Genomic DNA, 16,708 nt, shown 5'->3' with positions numbered 1-16,708 from the left:
GAGAAGGTGGTGAAAGTATGGCGATTCAAGAAATAGCACTGGATATAGATCTATCCATAGGTGTTTTCAAAGATACGATATATCAGGCCCAGAAGTTGAAACTAAGAGAGTTGAGCCAGGATGCGGACGGGAATTCAATCTATCCAGCTAATGGGTCTTGGGAGTCCACTCCCATTCGGATTCAGGATAAGATTGCTTCATTTAAAGGTGTGGCTGCAAGCGTAGATATTGCGGGTGGCGCAGCATACAAGATCTACTGGAGTACATCTGAGGATGGGTTTGAGTGGGGGGCGTATGAGGAAATCTCTGCTAATAGCGCTGTGTCCAAATCGCCTGCAAAGTATGCGAAGGTGAAAATTGAGATTTTTGCAGAAAAGAAATATTCGAACTTTTACATAGACGATTTTAAAGAGAAGGGGAAATACAACAACTCCTTTGTTGAAAGCGATTCGGGTTCACTAGGCTTGAAGAGAATATATCAATTGAACATGGAACGAGCATCGGATACTCCGACAGGGATAGTGCTACGTCAGAAGGTTGAAAATACGAAATTTCAAAAAGTAGATGGAATCAGAGTGAGTAAGGGGTGATTTTATGGCAGTTCCAGCGACTATAGGCGTATTGAGATCAAATATAAGTGATATGGAGATTGGCGACTATATTGTATGGAGATATGATTCTTCTGGAGAGCAATTTATAGATGGCACTCTAGGAATAAACGAAATACCTGTAAATGGGTTGGTTGGTACTACAAGTTTAAACAACTACTACTGGTACGCTATTAAAGTAGACAAAGGTCTTTTAATCTCTGATCGCATTAGACATCATACTGTCACTTGGGATTCAATGAATGCAAATAAGATTATTGAAGGTTTGCCTAAAACCTTTGGTGGTGTCTCAGGAATTGTCCGTAGTATATCTGGTGGAGTAGGATATGCAGACAAAGATGGAAAACTGAGCATGAAGGACTTAGGATTGGGAGCATTCCCTACAATTAATGAGTGGGATGTGTATATCAAAAATGGTCGTTTGGGTGGAAAGGTAAAGCCCAATGACGATAATGTTTGGCATCATCTAAATGTTTTTTCTTGGACTAAAGAATCTCCAGCTATTGGCACATGGACTACAAATGCTGGAACATCATTAAGTGCAACTAATACTTCAAGAATTGTACGTGGATATGAATCAAGGTCAGACAATCGAGGTGTAGCTTTTACAGGTTCTTCGGCATCACAAAACTATATTGGTTTTCGTCCAGTATTTGAATATAAGGAGGTGTAATGATGGCAGTATTAGGAGATCAATTAGTTGCACCCGAATCAGGGTGGAGACGCTATGATGATACACATGTTGGCTTAAAGTATACAGGAACTTGGACCACCCCATCCCCATCCAATACAGTTTATTATGGTGGCAGTATAAGAGTAACTAGCCGAGCTGTCGACAATAACTATGTTACATTTTCTTTTTTCGGAACAAAGCTTAGGATTATCTCTGACTTTTACTCAGATAGGCATTCTGATAACTCTATCACGATAGATGGTGTAACAGAGATGTATAGTGCGTTTCGTACAGTAGGTTCCCCTAGCCTTCAGCAATCCATAGTGTATGAAAAGACTGGATTACCTCTTGCATTTCACACGGTTACTATTGCAACAGGTCATAATCGTATAAATTTCACTTTAGATGCTATAGATATTGATGAAACGGGGTATCTGTATGGACACACTCTAACCTCCCCTGAAACAGGATGGAAGAGGTATGACGATACACACGATGCTTTTGCTTATCTTGGAGCGAATTGGATATTTCAAACTCAAACAGGAACGCCAACTCTGTACAATGCAACCCATCACTATTCTGCAAAAGGGATGGGCGGCAACGAAATTAGATTTAAATTTTACGGAACCAAGTTAAGACTAATATCAAGTATAGGTTCGACTTTTGCAGATGATATTTCAGTGGTCATTGATGGAGCAACTGAAAAGTTTAATGCAAGAATGGCAACAACAATAGACGAAAGACAACGGTTAACCTATGAAAAAACTAATCTACCATTAGGTGGCCATGAAGTTAAGCTTATCAGCGGAACTAACGGAGATTGGAGATTGGATATTGATGCTATCGACATTGATGATAATGGACAACTTTTAGCTAGTGTTGGTTCGCGATTAACCGCCCCCGAAGCAGGATGGAAGAGATATGATGATAGTGTATCTTCTATTAAATATGTTGGAAGGTTCACTAACGGTGTTGGTGCGGGTGCATACAATGGATACTCTAATTACACTTCGACAATAGGAGACAAGATTGTCTTTGACTTTGAAGGAACTAAGTTAAGATTAATTGGAGCACGATATACCAATCGAAGTGATTTAATCGAAGTTTACGTTGATGGAAAATTGCATGGGACTCATTCACAACTAGGATCAGAACTTGCACAAGTACTTCAGGTTGAAATTGTGGGATTACCGAAATCAAGACATCGAGTAGAAATGGTGAATAAATCCAGTGGATCAACGACTACTTTTATGGCTCTTGATGCCGTAGATATAGACTCAGATGGTCGGTTATTTCATCCAGACGAAGTGACAAGTATTACTGAACTTGAAGTTGGTAAGCGTATTAGATGTAACTATGTTTCGAATACCGCTGGTGTGGCAGGAGAGTTTAAAAATATAGGAAAACAAACATCTGACTTTATATCAACAACATCTGTTCCAAGTGTGCCTAATGGTGACTTCTATTTCATTGTTGCTGATGCATATAATGGAAAGAAAATTTTAATTGCAGACAGGAACATTCAATCCACAATTTCATGGGATGCATTGAACAGTAGTGGTCTTGTATTTGGCATTCAAAAGGAATTGGGAGAGAAGAATTATACCTTTCTTTATCGATTACTCAGAGGCGGTATCAACGCAACGGATAAGGATAATGAGTGGGATAAATATATTGTTAGCTCTACGCTGAATGGAGCAATCATTGCTGGAAGCAATGGTGTATGGAATTGGAGTGGAACCACTAGAAGTTGGACTTCTACTACTTACCCTTCTTTTACTGACAGAAGAGTTCAAAGAGGTGGAACATCCGCAGATGCTTTCATAGCAAACAACAACGGAAGTATAGCAACAAACACAAGTTCAACCGCTACTGGATATAGACCATTAGTGGAACTAGAAACTTTGCCAATGTTTAAATCCTTCGTCAAACATGATGGAGCCTATAAAAGGCTTGATACTGTAACTTTAGAATGGAATACAATTTCAGCAACTTTACCATCAGAAGACACTTTTATTAATGACGGAATGGATGATCTCTCTGTATTAGATAGAAAAAACGAAAGTTTCGTTCAGACTATGACTGCCAATGAATCGCTAGGATCAGGCAAGTTGTTCAAAGAAAGAATCGATCTGAAAAAGTATTTCGAAATAACAAGTGTAAGTGTGAAGTAGGGCTTAGATACTCTACTTCTTTTTGTTTTTTAAATAATGATAATATTTAGAAAGGAGGTAGCTATATGGAGAATATAGACATTAGACTTTCCAACGGTTCACTTGTCTTTACTTCGATTAATGGGAGCATTAGAACATCTATCGGCAAAACCAGTGGAAAGTGGTATTGGGAAGTGAAGCTAAATGGATCGGATGCGGCTGTGTATGTAGGAGTTGCAAACAGCAACTTTCCAGTTGGTAGCACCTCTCCAGCCAGTAATGCAAATTGGAGATGGGCATACAATGGAACAAAATATCCATCGTATGATCCATATGGAGCAAAATGGAATGTTAACGAGGTTATAGGTGTAGCCCTTGATTCTGACAATGGTACATTGGAGTTTTATAAGAATGGTGTGAGCATAGGGATTAGTCATACCGATCTAAAAACACTTGGAGAGGTTTTCCCTGTGATTGGAACTGGAGGTGGATCTTTCTCCAGAACAGCAACGATAAATTTTGGGTATACTCCATTTTCATATGCCATACCAAGAGGATATAGTTCTTACGCATCAGTCTACTCACATAAATTCTTACTTTCATCCAAAGACAAATACTATGGGTTTACTCTGGGTAGTTACAACAATTCTCTTCCCATCATGACTAGCAACACTACTCCAAGTGGAGCAGCAAGTGCTAGTAACGAAGCAAATTCTACGTATCTTGCATACAAAGCATTTGATAAAAGCACAATGACTAGATGGATAGCATCATCGTTAAACACAGGTTGGATAGCGTATTCGTTCCCTATTGTAAAGATCATTAAAAGATATGCACTTTTACCAAGAGCAGATAGCTTAGGAAATACGCCAAAAAGCTGGAATTTTGAAGGTTCAAATGATGGTGTTAATTGGGTCGTACTAGATACTCAAAGCGATATAATAGATTGGGTGGTTGGCAACAAAAAAAAAATTGATGTATGGAATCAAACAGGGTATTTGAAATATAGGTTGAATATACTAGCGACTGTATCTTCAGGAGTGCAACCTTCTATAGATGAGTTTGAATTGTTTGAAAAAACTGATAATGAGTTGGTAATTTCAAATGAAATGAATGAAGATTACTTTGCTAATTATGGTTCGAGTGGCGAACTTTCGAAGTTTAACTCAGCTATTAAAAAAATTAAATCAATTGAATCCAACTCTTCTACTTATGACTCAGGCAAAACCTTTGAACACACAATTGATATGTCAAAACGCCGAGTAGATAAAATTACACTTGGCTAAATTCATGAGGAACACATCTATAGGGTGTGTTCTATTTTATTTTGAAAGGAGATGGTTTAATGACAGAGATAGTTGCTTTAGGTGATGCTATTGATGCAGTAAGTTCTACTGGATTCATTCCTTGGGGAATTACCGTTATTGGAAATGAAATATTTGTATCACAATACAATGTAACTACCTATAGAATTAGAGTTTTTGATGCAGATGCCTATACCGTTAAAAGGGAGTTTAATGTTAGTGGTGTAACAGCAAATCAGTATGGGTCAATAGGTACAGATGGAACAAATTTAATGGTTTCCAATAGCAGTGAATGCATCGTAACTATAGACAAGGAAACTGGGGCTGTAATTAAGATAGGAACTATAAGTTATGGATTTAGTCTAACCGCAACATTTGATGTTGACCTTGAGAGAGACTTAATTGTGTTTCAAACATATTCTGGTGGTATGGTGTATATCACTAGATATTCCACAGGTGTAGTGATAAACACATATAGAATGCCTATAACTACTTCTGGTAGTGGTGCAATTATTTATAGGAAAAAGGGGATTTCTAAAGCGCATATTGTTGTGTCTCAGTATTTCAATAATATGATTTTTGTTTCTAGCGATATAAGTAAATCTACAGAAAATCTAACATTTACTCAAATATATACGTATAACACTGCTAGATTAACAGGTTTAGGAGCGAGAGATAATCAGTTGTTTGTCGGTGTATATAGCCCCGGAAGCAAGATTTTTCGTTTGGATATTAGCAAACTGACAGCTAATCAATTCTTGATTTCAGCAGAAGATAAATATTATTCTGTAAGATCGGAGTCATACAGCCAAGATACAGTGATACCTGCCATGACTAGCAATGTCACACCACTAGGAAAAGCTTTTTCAAGTAGTGAATATTCAACAGATAGGGGCGCTTGGAGATCGTTCGACAAAACTCAAACAACCTATGCAAGTAGAGATGGAGCAGGAATGACAGGGCATTTAGGATATGAATTTAACATAGCAATAACTATCGGAAAATACTCTGTACAAAGTGCGACCGCTGATAGCTCAACTCTACAAGCGTTATCAAAGGATTGGACATTTGAAGGATCGGATGATGGGGTAAATTGGAATGTTCTAGACACTCAAACCAATCAAGCGTGGACAACTGCATACACAGATAAAGAGTATTATATTGATAAAAGCAAGATTGGAAAATATAAAATGTATAGACTGAATTGGAGTGCTACCAATGGATGGAGATATGCAATAGTGGGAGAACTAAAAATGTACCAATACACTTCAAGTTTGGTTCGGGAATTTCCACATGCCTCGGATGTTAATTTTATAAAGTATGGAATGAATAAAAATGATGCAATTGACTTAAATTCTTCCATATCTCACATACAAAATGTAGTTGAAGATGTTCAGTCTCTTGGTTCAGGAAAACTTTTCAGACAACCAATCGACAGGTCGAAGCATCAAGCAAACAAGATTATATTAGGCTAAATTTATGAGGACACATCTATATGGTGTGTTCTATTTGTTTTGAAAGGAGATGGCTGAATGGGAGATATTTTAGATGTAACACTAAGTCCCACTGATAAGAATGGTACAACTACCTTATCTAATGGGAACTTAACTGTTACTATGACCACTGCAACTACGGGGAATATTCGTGCCACACATGGTAAAACTACTGGAAAATGGTATTGGGAGATTAAGTACACTGGGCATGATTGGTTTTTTGTTGGGATCGCAAATATGAATTATCCCATCGCGAGTCCTGACTACTATGGAACAAGTGGAAATGCGTTAAATATTAGGACTATTTATGCAGCAACTGGAGCTAAATTTCCTGAAAATGTAGCATATAGTTCAAGACCAGCGGCTGGGGATGTAATCGGTATTGCCCTTAATCTGGATGAAGGAAAATTGGAATTTTATATAAATGGGAAAAGTCAAGGAGTATCTCACACAAACATATTATCAATGGGAGAAGTTTATCCGTTTATTAAGAGTCAATCTACAACCAGTAAAGTTATCACAGTTAATTTTGGTGCAACTCCATTTGATTACGATATACCATATGGTTTTTATTCTTACGATGGTAGACAAAGCAAATGGCATAATAAATTCTTGATTTCATCAGAAGATAAGTATTATTCAGTTTCAACCTTAAAATATAGCGACAATACTGTCATTCCAAAGATGACATCTAATACTGCTCCTTCTGGTATCGCAAGTGCAAGTAACACGAATATCCCATCATTTCCATATAGAGCATTTGACGGAGATATTGGTGGGACATGGTATGCAACAGCATCTTTTCCAATAAATTTACAGTATGAGTTTACTCAGTCTAGAGTTATTGGGAAGTATTCATTGCTTGGATATACCGCTGAGAACAATTCTAAAGACTGGACATTCGAAGGATCTAATGATGGAGTTAATTGGACTGTTTTAGATGAGCAAGAAAATCAGACGAATTGGACAGTTGGAGAGGTTAGAAACTTCTCATTCAAAAATACAGCCAATTTTAAGATATATAGAATTAATATAACTAGTAATAATGGCGGTAGTTTAATACAGGTTGCAGAATTGTTAATGTACGAAATATTAGAGTTTCCAAGAGTGAAATCTCTAGACTCTTTGTCTGAGTCTAATTTTTTGATTCATGGAAAGGATAAAAACGGAGAAATTGATATGCACTTGATGTTAAAACATCGCTCTTATCAAAGTACTGGTAGTAATATATTAGGTTCAGGCAAAGTGTTTAAACAAAAAATCGATACAACAAAAATACCAATCAAGAAAGCAACAATCACATAACGATGTGAAATGATTGTTTGATTTAAATTTAGAAAGGAGATGGGATTATGGCTACAATAGGACAGGCACTACTGCTTGCTGAGTCAGGTTGGCAAAGAATAGACAATAATAATAATGCTATTACTTATTCAGGTGCATGGACATCGGGAAATAGTAATGATTTTTACAATAATACGTATACATTCACATCAACTGCTAATGATAAAGTTGCTTTTACATTCAGAGGAACAAAGCTTAGAATAATCGGCGCTCAATATACTACTGGCAGTAGCGATATTAGCATTTTCATTGATGAAGTGGAAGAAAAGACAACTCAGAATGCCGGGTTAGTTTATCAGGTCCTTACTTATGAAAAAATAGGTATGGTAAATAAAGTTCACACTGTTGAGATAAAGAATAATCAAAATGCGATTGTATGGATTGATGCTATTGATATTGATAGTTCTGGTGAATTCGGTGCTACTGGCTTGTACAAAACGCTAGTCTTCCATGCCGATCAATATAAATATATCAATGGTACGAACTGGGCAACTCTGATGAATACTATTCCAACGGAAAATGATTATAAAGAATTCGGGATAGATGATATCACTACTATTCCAGAAGACATGTGGATGAAGTTGGTAGGCGAAATAGAATTTTGTTATTACACAACAGATTCAAGAGTTTCGAATGCATCCTTTAACATCGAAACCGAACCTTTTACTCTCGAAGAGGAGTGGGCAGACAAGGATATTGAAGTACTTTATTATACAGACGATCCCAATGCAACAGAATCGGTGGTAACAATCGAAACTGATCCCTTCACCCTAGCGGAAGAATGGGAAGATAAAGAGATCAAAATCATTGAATACACCGATGACCCCAACCAAACCGAATCAACGATTACAATCGAAACCGAACCTTTTACAATATACGACGAGTTGGGTGACAGTGTAGATGTTCTATACTACACGGACGATCCATCCAAAACGTCAGCGGAACTAAATATCACGGCTAACTACTCCCCATTGGATGAACTTGAGGGAGATTTTGACGTGGTTACGTGGACGAATGATGAAGAGGTTATTGCCGGTAATCGGGACATGATGCTGACGTATAACGCGCTACCGTTTGAGCAATTAATTGTGCAACCAACAGACATAGCGTTATATGGAGACGTGAAAAAGGTTGTCGCTACGAAAGTAGCGGAGAACAGTCCGGAAGGTATATTAAGAATGGCTGCTTCGTTCGACTCGGGGCTGACATGGAAGACTTACCGGTTCAATAAGTGGTTCAATCTGGATATCCAGGATACAACGTTATTCAAAAGAAAAGGAATGAACCTGGACACACTCAACGCCATCCCTGAAAAGGATCTAATAGCTCTAACTCGAATTGCCTACTACTTCGATAGCAGTAAGCACTATGAAAACAGCTATTCGCTTGACGAAGTGAAGATGGTCGTTGATGCACCGCGACATGCAGTGGAGTTTAGAGATATGTCACTGCAACTGTTAAACACCACAGCCACAATCGACCTGACCTTCTCTGGTAACAAACTTACAGGTGTGCTGGATGATGCAGATCAAGGCAAGGTTAAATACCGCGTCTTGTTGAACGGTAAAACGTATTATCCGGCGGATGGCAATTTTACACGACTAGCAGCATCTCCATTCAATATTGAACTCAATATTGACGAGAGAAATGTTAATTTTGGCGTAGAGAATACATTGAAGGTTGAATTTCAGGATTATTGGGGTGCCGTAGACTCACGGGAAATCAAGTTTATCGGATCGTATTCAGGATTAATGTTTATGGACGAGTCTGGAGATTTTCTTTCAGATACCTTTGGTGGTATTTTGAAACAACTTGATTATGGGGTGATCATTGCCGGACAGACGACGTTAACAAAGAAAGTCAGAATCAAAAACTTGCTTGGTTATGCTGTGGATCATGTTTACCTGGAGATGGATAAGAAATTCGAAACGGATGGTGTTGAAGTCCAATTATCCAGACAGGCCGACCCGTTTCTTCCAATCGATTATCTGACCTATAGTCTGATTCAACCGGAGGATAGCATCGATTTTTATATTCGTATCGCAACGGATATTCATGCCAAGCCGAATCCTAATGGCAATTTTGAAATGAAGGTCACAGCAGACCGGGTGTAGCTCTCAATACAATGAGACAGGAAGTGAGTGGAATTAATAACGGGGAGACTCTATTAGATAGTTATATACATATTAAAAGTCCGGAAAATCGTTTTATAGCAAAGTATATTCTGTACAATCAGGTGGATGAAGAACTGTCTTCAACCCTAATAGCTGCTACAAGAAAAGTGTCCGAGATCGTCTCTAGTGTATCCGTACGTGTCAGACGGTCAGAGGAATTAAGCAATTCGCTATATGTGATGTACAGGTCGCAAGGGGATCTGAGCGCAACCATTCAAGCGGCATCCAAAGTTGATCTTGAAGGCATGTTGTACGTTCGACCACATAACCGTGCACACGGCAAATATGAATTACTGGAAGCACCGCGTGTAACTGTTAATCTTAAGCCTGTTGCTGATGCGACCACACGAAGCCAAACTCACCTGCAGACGCTCAACTTTGGTGATACACAGCGTATGATGATCGGTAGAGACGAGATAGAGCAATTCGAATCGTTTATACATTTCGGTGATTTGGATACTAGAATACCTGATCTGTTATATCTGGAAGACGCTAAATTGAGGTTATATTACACAGGAACCTTGGCACCTGGAGCACACATTGAGCTGCATCAGCCGGATACGTTGTGGCGTGAGTACGGGATTACGTATGCGAACAGACCTCATTCCATTCAGCTCTTATCGTCCAGTTATATCCTGAATACGACTGAACGTTATGTTGAGTTTGATATGATGGCATTACTTCAAATGTGGAGAGAAGGTATTCTTTCAAATGTTGGAATGATTATTCAGTCTAGCGGCAACACGCCGATTTATTTCAACACTCGTGAGTCTTCCAAACCACCTGTTTTGCAGATCAAATATATCACTTCTCAAATTTATTCCATCGGTCGAACCGAAATTGAAAGTGAAGTTTTTATTTATGGTGCAGGTCGCAAGGATATAGCTTCAACGTTAGTTGTACACAGTGATATTGGGCTGGACTGGCTCAAATCTCAGTTGTACGTCCACCGTTATCAGGATCACATGCATCATGATATACCTCAAGTAATCGCGGTCAGCCGTCCGGACGTGGATGTAGATCTGATAGTAGCTAAACGTATAGATGCAGAACTGGATTCGAACATTTCTATTGCTGAAAGTAGGACAGAAGAGAAGGAAACATGGGTTTCTATTTCTAAGCCCGAGCTTCATTCGCAGTTCATTACTGCTATACGAACAACTAAGGATACAGACGGTAATCTTGCCGTTAGAACAGGTCTAGACGACGAAAAAACTGTAGAAATCGCAGTGTCTCATCCTGACTTGCCTTCAGTCATTACGGTAGATAGACAAATGTCTCTAGTCAGTACGTTAACGATATCACAGCTGCTCGATGATGGACGGGATACGAGTTTAATTGTATCCGTACCAGATCTTCATGCTTCATTGGAAGTCTCCAATTATATAAAAGCAACTTCAACGTTGGGGTCTTTGCTTACGGTCATGTACGACGGTGATTCGACTGTGATTTCAGAGATTAAGGTTAATAAGCCTGATCTGAATAGTGTTCTTCAAGTCAGAGCATTAGATCATGATGAGAGGGCAGGCAGTCTTGAGATTCCTTATTTGGCAGAACAGCTTGGGCAATTATATATTTCAAGACCTGATGTGCTTTCCAGCATTGAGGTCAAGTATATGGATGTTTTGGATGCACACATTAGTATCAAGGAAAGAGAATACTTGGATAGCTATCTTCAGGTGCGAGATTGGAAGGATATGCAGTCTACAGTAGATGTGAGACAGATTGTCGATATGGCTACTGAAATGACAATTTCCAAGCCTGATCTGGCTGCGTATATCCGACCAAGAGTTATTGCAAATGAAGAATTGGATTCGATCACAAGTATCCGTAAACGGGATGCCGGTGATTTAGTGACCACAGTAATTGTGAAGAGTCCAGGAAATCAAGCGTATTTTTACATTTTATAAAATGAGTACATCATCAAAGAGGGCGTAGGCCCTCTTTTTTTTGCGTTTAGGATTTGCCCAACTCTAAGCATCTGTACTTTATTATGTAACAGTCATCTTCTCGTTATGATACAATGTGTTCATCACATATTAAGGAATGAAGAGCATGCGTCAAGAGGACAGCGTATTTGAACAGATTATGAAGCAGAAAAGATTGAAGCCTATCAAGCCTGAAACTACAAAAATTCAAGTTAAACCAATACATAAAAAGAAACTAGCTCAGGAGCAATTAAGTGATTTGGATGTCCAGTTCAAAAAGTCGGTAGCTGAATCAATAGACCGCAGTGTACTTCATAGACGTGTACTAGGAATTAGAAGAGAGTTAACGGAGATAAGGCGATTAAAGAATGATGAGCATACGTTTTAAGTTAGCGCCACTTTGACCATCCTTGGGTGAGGGTGGCTTTTTATATTTCAACTAAAGCATATCCCTCCTATCTAAGTCTGCGAAGAGAATTACCAACATTGTATTTGAACTGTAAGTACCTACATTTTCTCAAACACGGCAGGTGTCCACACGACAATCCAGAATGAGGCATACAATTATCGTGACCTGTGGAAGAGGAGGTGGATCGGGAAATTATGGTGACGATGGAGCCTATTGTAGTTGGAGAACATGTATTAGTTGGGGTAGAAGTCAAGCTGCCCAAAACAACGTTGCTGACCATTAACACATCCAAAGGATATATCATGTGCGGAGCACTCGACGTGGGATTACTTAATGAGAAGCTCGGGGATCGCAAAATTATTGCAGCTCGGGCGGTTGGTGTGCGTACACTGGAGCAATTGTTGCATGCACCTATGGAGTCGGTGACAACAGAAGCCGAGGCCATGGGCATTACGGTTGGCATGACGGGTGTAGAGGCTTTGTTGAAAATGATCTAAGCACTAACAAAAGGGCTCCCTATGGGAAGCCCTTATTTAACGCCGTAATACAGAGCCTGGCACATCGTAGCTCCCACCTCTATACACACGAACGCTTTCTATTAAATTAAGCTTCTTCCTTCGCGAACAAGGCAGCCAGGTTTTCTTGGAAAGGAGCGCGAACAACGCCTTTTTCCGTGATAATAGCTGTTACATATTCGTTAGGCGTTACATCAAATGCTGGATTGTATACTTTAACACCTTGCGGTGCTGTACGTTTCCCAAATCCTTCAGTGACTTCTTCCGCAGCACGTTCCTCAATTGGAATGAGGTCCCCGGATGGAGTGGACAAGTCGATGGTCGACAATGGGCTGGCTACATAGAACGGAATATTGTGAGCTTTGGCAAGCACAGCCACGCTGTATGTTCCGATTTTGTTAGCTACATCGCCATTCGCAGCAACACGATCAGTTCCGACGATAACGGCTTGAATCCAGCCTTTGGACATCACCATGCCTGCCATGTTATCACAGAGCAGCGTAACGTCAATGCCGGCTTGCTGTAACTCAAATGCAGTCAGGCGTGCACCTTGAAGTACGGGACGAGTTTCGTCTGCAAATACCTTCAGGTGAATGCCACGTTCCTGTGCGAGATACATTGGAGCAGTTGCCGTACCATATTTCGCAGTAGCCAGTCCACCTGCATTACAGTGAGTGAGTACACCCATACCATCTTCGAACAATGGCAGTGCATTCTCACCGATCATGCGGCATACTTCTTCGTCTTCTTTCTGAATCAACAGAGCTTCTACTTCAAGAGCATCATTGCCCTCATCCAGGCTCAGGCCGGATTCAACGACCTCATTTGCTTTTTGCATCATGCGATCCAGTGCCCAGAAAAGGTTCACCGCTGTTGGTCGGGAAGTAGCCAGATGAGCACATATGGATTTTACGTGATCCAACCAACCTTGAACGGTTGTTCCGTCATATGATTTGGCACCCAATACAACACCAAATGCAGCAGCAATACCAATCGCCGGAGCACCGCGCACTTTCATGGAGTGGATGGATTCCCATACTTCCTCGGGTGTATACAATTTCAACATGAGGATCGTTTCGGGCAGCAGACGCTGGTCAAGCATTTCAAGCTTGTCCTTTTTCCAGATGAGAGAGGACAGAGGCTGATATTCAGGGGTTGTCATGGGTGGTTCCTCCGTTCCTTATGTTAAACCTTAGTAGTAGTAACAGCTGTGGATACAATATCCAGTACTTCGCCGATGGTATTCAAGCGACGATTGTTCTTGATCAATGCTTTACCAATGGCCAATGATTTACGCTGAGCATGTTCACGTTCAGTCGCATTTGGAATGGTATCTATATCCGCCACGTGAGCGAGTCCCACGATACGACGAACCATTTTGGCACCTGCGAAGCCAATGGAATCTCTGAACAATTGTTGCACATATAGATCCTGATACCCTGGCGTTTTTGCCATCGGATCAACGAGGTCATTAACCCAGAGGGCACGGAAACGAGATTCGAATTCAGTCCATACATCACGAACCATATTCAGCAAAAGCGTCTCACGCTCACGCAAAGCAGTCTCATCCTGAATCCATCCTGGCAGGGATGCGTAATTCAAGAGCAGGTTCGCAAGGACTGCACCGACATCAAATCCCATGGGGCCGTAATATGCAAATTCGGGATCGATGACCTTGGTTGATTCAGGTGTAACAAAAATACTGCCTGTATGCAGATCTCCATGAAGCAATGCCTGCCCATGTGTCAGGAATTTTTCCCGTAGTAAGGCCACTTCAAGGTGAAGTTCTCCATCTGTGCGGAGGGCTTCAGCCTCGTCCTCAATGGAAACATCATAATTATTTTTCTCAGCGATCCGGTAGGGTTCATCAAAGATCAGATCCTCCGTTATTTTGCATTGGTCCGGATTAATGAATCTGCCCTGTTGTTCCTTCTTCAATTGCTGATCCATGCCCAAGTCGGATGTGAAGAACAGCGTTCTTGCCATGAATTCCCCAATATGCTGTGCAAAAAGAGGATAGGAAACACCTTCGATCAGGCCTTTACGCATGATCACATGATCACTTAGATCTTCCATAACCGTTAACGCAAGGTCATCATCGTAATGATACACTTCGGGTACCATCCCTGGACACAGACGATACTCTTCCTGCAGAATCTCACGTTCAATGCGGGCACGTACCAGAGAGAGCGGCCAGGATTCTCCAACCACTTTCGCATAAGGAAGCGCCTGTTTGATAATGATACTTTTATCGGAGTTCTGATCGGTGATGTGGAATACCAAATTCAGATTGCCATCGCCGATCTCGTGACAATCCAGATTCGCATCTGCCGCAAATGGACCCGGTAATGTTTTGGCCAGTTCAATTGCATCCTGGGGGGTAAACGGGCGATATTGGGACAAAGGTGCCACCTCCATATATATGAAGAAACAGGAAAACCCACTTCTTTGCTTGGTATATGTCAGTATATCGGAAATAACGCGGTTTTTGAACTTTTTTTTGAGACAAGTCAAGTCGATCCTGATTCGAACTTCCGGTTCAAGGGTAAAAACAAATAGGCTGGACGGTTGAGAGAAACGCCGTTAACAAGCCTCTCCACTACATGTGGTGACACATTATTAACTCTCTGTTATGCATTGCGGGACAACCTGCTTATCATGGCATGACAGACTAATTTTAAATAAAGGATGGGATTAATATGGCTACAAAAAACAAAACAGATCAAGCAAAATCGGTGGAACAAGTACTTAATCGTCAGGTAGCTAACCTGAACGTATTGTATGTTAAAATCCATAACTATCACTGGTACGTTAAAGGACCTAACTTCTTCACGTTGCATGTGAAATTCGAAGAGTTCTACAACGAAGTTACAGTACAAATGGATGAAATCGCAGAGCGTATCCTTACGCTGAAAGGTAGCCCGGCGGCTACAATGAAAGAGTATTTGGAGCTTTCCTCTATCCAGGAAGCAGCAGGCGGAGAAGACGCAAAAACAATGGTGCAAAACCTGATCGAGGACTTCGCTACACTTTCGAATGAATATCAGGAAGGTATCGAAGTTGCAGATGCAGCTGAAGATCAACCAACATCCGATATGCTGACAGGTTTCAAGGCTGACCTGGAGAAACACATGTGGATGCTTCGCTCTTTCCTGGGTTAATATAGGTAAGATTTTGCCTAATACAAATGGTCTCTTACGTAAGCTTTCTGAGCCCGGATCATGTTGTCAGAAACGCCCTGAGCGTCTATACTGCTGACAAGAACGATAGGGGAGGGGACCGCTTATGTTAGAACCAACGATACCGGCTTTAAAAGAATGGGCTTCTGCAATCAAAGCACTGGAAACGGGTCGCCAGATTATGGTGATGCGCAAAGGCGGGATTGTAGAGGAAACCCGACATTTTGAGCTGAAAAGTCCAGCGTTTTATCTGTATCCGACTTATGAACATCAGCGTAAAGAACTGATTAAGTCCTCGGATCAATCCTATGTTGAAGAATCACTGGCCGAATGGGTGCCCGAAGCTTCGACAATCCGTATTACTGCATATGCCGAAGTAACGCAGGATCTGGAGATACGAGATCAGGAGATGCTGGATCGACTTCTTGACTTTCATATGTGGACAGCGGATTTTGCCGAAGACCGTTTGAAATGGAAACGTAAAGATCCGCTCCATGTATTGATTTTACGTGTGTACCTTTTGAAAGAACCGATGGAAATCCCCGTACTGCCTGAATATAATGGTTGCCGTTCATGGATTTCTATTCCGAATGGTCCGGTGCCGCGCGAAATGACGCCGGTGGTGGACGTTGCGGATTTTGACGAACAGGTACAGAAGATTAACGAGATGCTCAAATTGTAAATGGTAACGTTATTTAACGGAGGGACTTGTCCATAATATGGATGAGTCCTTTTTTTAGATTAGTGTACAGCAGATGGCATAAAAGCTTGAATTGCTGTGATTTTTCTCACTGTGCATTTGTGCTTAAGATGTTTTCTGATTTGATTCAATTTGTCTTTTACTATAGAATCAGAAAGAATAAGGTTTCATGCAAGGGACAAAGGTTCTTAGGAAATGACTTGATTATCATTGAGAATCAGTTTAGAA

General features: G+C 40.5%; 14 protein-coding genes. 12 read left to right on the top strand and 2 right to left on the bottom strand.

Annotated elements, in window-relative coordinates; translation table 11 throughout:
• Positions 1-17: 17 nt before the first annotated feature.
• The 10 genes from C170_RS12755 (at position 18) to C170_RS12710 (ending at position 12,583) form a co-directional block, all read left to right on the top strand.
• The gene (locus tag C170_RS12755) at positions 18-590 is read left to right on the top strand and encodes a hypothetical protein (RefSeq protein WP_036609952.1); all 573 of its coding nucleotides are present in this window, start codon (positions 18-20) and stop codon (positions 588-590) included.
• 4 nt (positions 591-594) lie between these two features.
• Positions 595-1,281: a hypothetical protein gene (locus tag C170_RS12750; protein ID WP_036609950.1), complete on the top strand. Its 687-nt coding sequence runs from the start codon at positions 595-597 to the stop codon at positions 1,279-1,281.
• The gene (locus C170_RS12745; protein ID WP_162158969.1) at positions 1,281-3,455 is read left to right on the top strand and encodes a hypothetical protein; all 2,175 of its coding nucleotides are present in this window, start codon (positions 1,281-1,283) and stop codon (positions 3,453-3,455) included. The genes C170_RS12750 and C170_RS12745 overlap by 1 nt, the downstream gene beginning before the upstream one ends.
• 65 nt (positions 3,456-3,520) lie before the next feature.
• Entirely contained in the window at positions 3,521-4,720 is a 1,200-nt protein-coding gene (locus tag C170_RS30050) for an SPRY domain-containing protein (RefSeq protein ID WP_051447146.1), read from the top strand.
• Between the two features lie 59 nt (positions 4,721-4,779).
• The gene (locus C170_RS12735) at positions 4,780-6,213 is read left to right on the top strand and encodes a hypothetical protein (RefSeq protein ID WP_036609946.1); all 1,434 of its coding nucleotides are present in this window, start codon (positions 4,780-4,782) and stop codon (positions 6,211-6,213) included.
• Between the two features lie 57 nt (positions 6,214-6,270).
• Positions 6,271-7,536: an SPRY domain-containing protein gene (locus C170_RS30045; protein ID WP_051447145.1), complete on the top strand. Its 1,266-nt coding sequence runs from the start codon at positions 6,271-6,273 to the stop codon at positions 7,534-7,536.
• Positions 7,537-7,583: 47 nt separating this feature from the next.
• Entirely contained in the window at positions 7,584-9,689 is a 2,106-nt protein-coding gene (locus C170_RS30040; RefSeq protein WP_051447144.1) for a hypothetical protein, read from the top strand.
• A gap of 23 nt (positions 9,690-9,712) precedes the next feature.
• On the top strand, positions 9,713-11,659 hold the full coding sequence (locus tag C170_RS12720) for a CBM96 family carbohydrate-binding protein (RefSeq protein ID WP_162158968.1): 1,947 nt from the start codon (positions 9,713-9,715) through the stop codon (positions 11,657-11,659).
• Between the two features lie 145 nt (positions 11,660-11,804).
• Positions 11,805-12,065 carry a hypothetical protein gene (locus C170_RS12715; RefSeq protein ID WP_036609939.1) on the top strand — a complete coding sequence of 87 codons (261 nt, stop codon included), beginning with the start codon at positions 11,805-11,807 and terminating at the stop codon, positions 12,063-12,065.
• 215 nt (positions 12,066-12,280) lie between these two features.
• On the top strand, positions 12,281-12,583 hold the full coding sequence (locus C170_RS12710; RefSeq protein ID WP_017689545.1) for a YunC family protein: 303 nt from the start codon (positions 12,281-12,283) through the stop codon (positions 12,581-12,583).
• A gap of 106 nt (positions 12,584-12,689) precedes the next feature.
• Here C170_RS12710 and mtnA read toward each other — a convergent pair whose 3' ends face one another.
• The gene (mtnA, locus tag C170_RS12705; protein ID WP_036609936.1) at positions 12,690-13,763 is read right to left on the bottom strand and encodes an S-methyl-5-thioribose-1-phosphate isomerase; all 1,074 of its coding nucleotides are present in this window, start codon (positions 13,761-13,763) and stop codon (positions 12,690-12,692) included.
• A gap of 23 nt (positions 13,764-13,786) precedes the next feature.
• The gene (gene mtnK, locus C170_RS12700; RefSeq protein WP_036609933.1) at positions 13,787-15,004 is read right to left on the bottom strand and encodes an S-methyl-5-thioribose kinase; all 1,218 of its coding nucleotides are present in this window, start codon (positions 15,002-15,004) and stop codon (positions 13,787-13,789) included.
• A gap of 296 nt (positions 15,005-15,300) precedes the next feature.
• Between mtnK and C170_RS12695 the strand changes: the two genes are divergently transcribed.
• The gene (locus C170_RS12695; RefSeq protein ID WP_017689542.1) at positions 15,301-15,762 is read left to right on the top strand and encodes a Dps family protein; all 462 of its coding nucleotides are present in this window, start codon (positions 15,301-15,303) and stop codon (positions 15,760-15,762) included.
• A gap of 124 nt (positions 15,763-15,886) precedes the next feature.
• Positions 15,887-16,462 carry a DUF1802 family protein gene (locus C170_RS12690; protein WP_017689541.1) on the top strand — a complete coding sequence of 192 codons (576 nt, stop codon included), beginning with the start codon at positions 15,887-15,889 and terminating at the stop codon, positions 16,460-16,462.
• The last annotated feature ends 246 nt before the right edge of the window (positions 16,463-16,708 follow it).

Origin of the sequence: Paenibacillus sp. FSL H7-689 (assembly GCF_000517905.1) — a bacterium.
In the GTDB taxonomy this organism is placed as follows: Bacteria; Bacillota; Bacilli; order Paenibacillales; family Paenibacillaceae; genus Paenibacillus; species Paenibacillus amylolyticus.
The sequence above is the reverse complement of the archived record's forward strand: the minus strand, read 5'-3'. Positions and strand labels throughout refer to the sequence as shown.

Coding starts and splice junctions, on each gene's coding strand:
- C170_RS12755 (WP_036609952.1), top strand. CDS start 18: ATGGCGATTCAAGAAATAGCACTGGATATAGATCTATCCATAGGTGTT.
- C170_RS12690 (WP_017689541.1), top strand. CDS start 15,887: ATGTTAGAACCAACGATACCGGCTTTAAAAGAATGGGCTTCTGCAATC.
- mtnA (WP_036609936.1), bottom strand. CDS start 13,763: ATGACAACCCCTGAATATCAGCCTCTGTCCTCTCTCATCTGGAAAAAG.
- C170_RS30045 (WP_051447145.1), top strand. CDS start 6,271: ATGGGAGATATTTTAGATGTAACACTAAGTCCCACTGATAAGAATGGT.
- C170_RS12750 (WP_036609950.1), top strand. CDS start 595: ATGGCAGTTCCAGCGACTATAGGCGTATTGAGATCAAATATAAGTGAT.
- C170_RS30050 (WP_051447146.1), top strand. CDS start 3,521: ATGGAGAATATAGACATTAGACTTTCCAACGGTTCACTTGTCTTTACT.
- C170_RS12695 (WP_017689542.1), top strand. CDS start 15,301: ATGGCTACAAAAAACAAAACAGATCAAGCAAAATCGGTGGAACAAGTA.
- C170_RS12745 (WP_162158969.1), top strand. CDS start 1,281: ATGATGGCAGTATTAGGAGATCAATTAGTTGCACCCGAATCAGGGTGG.
- C170_RS12710 (WP_017689545.1), top strand. CDS start 12,281: ATGGTGACGATGGAGCCTATTGTAGTTGGAGAACATGTATTAGTTGGG.
- C170_RS12735 (WP_036609946.1), top strand. CDS start 4,780: ATGACAGAGATAGTTGCTTTAGGTGATGCTATTGATGCAGTAAGTTCT.
- C170_RS30040 (WP_051447144.1), top strand. CDS start 7,584: ATGGCTACAATAGGACAGGCACTACTGCTTGCTGAGTCAGGTTGGCAA.
- C170_RS12715 (WP_036609939.1), top strand. CDS start 11,805: ATGCGTCAAGAGGACAGCGTATTTGAACAGATTATGAAGCAGAAAAGA.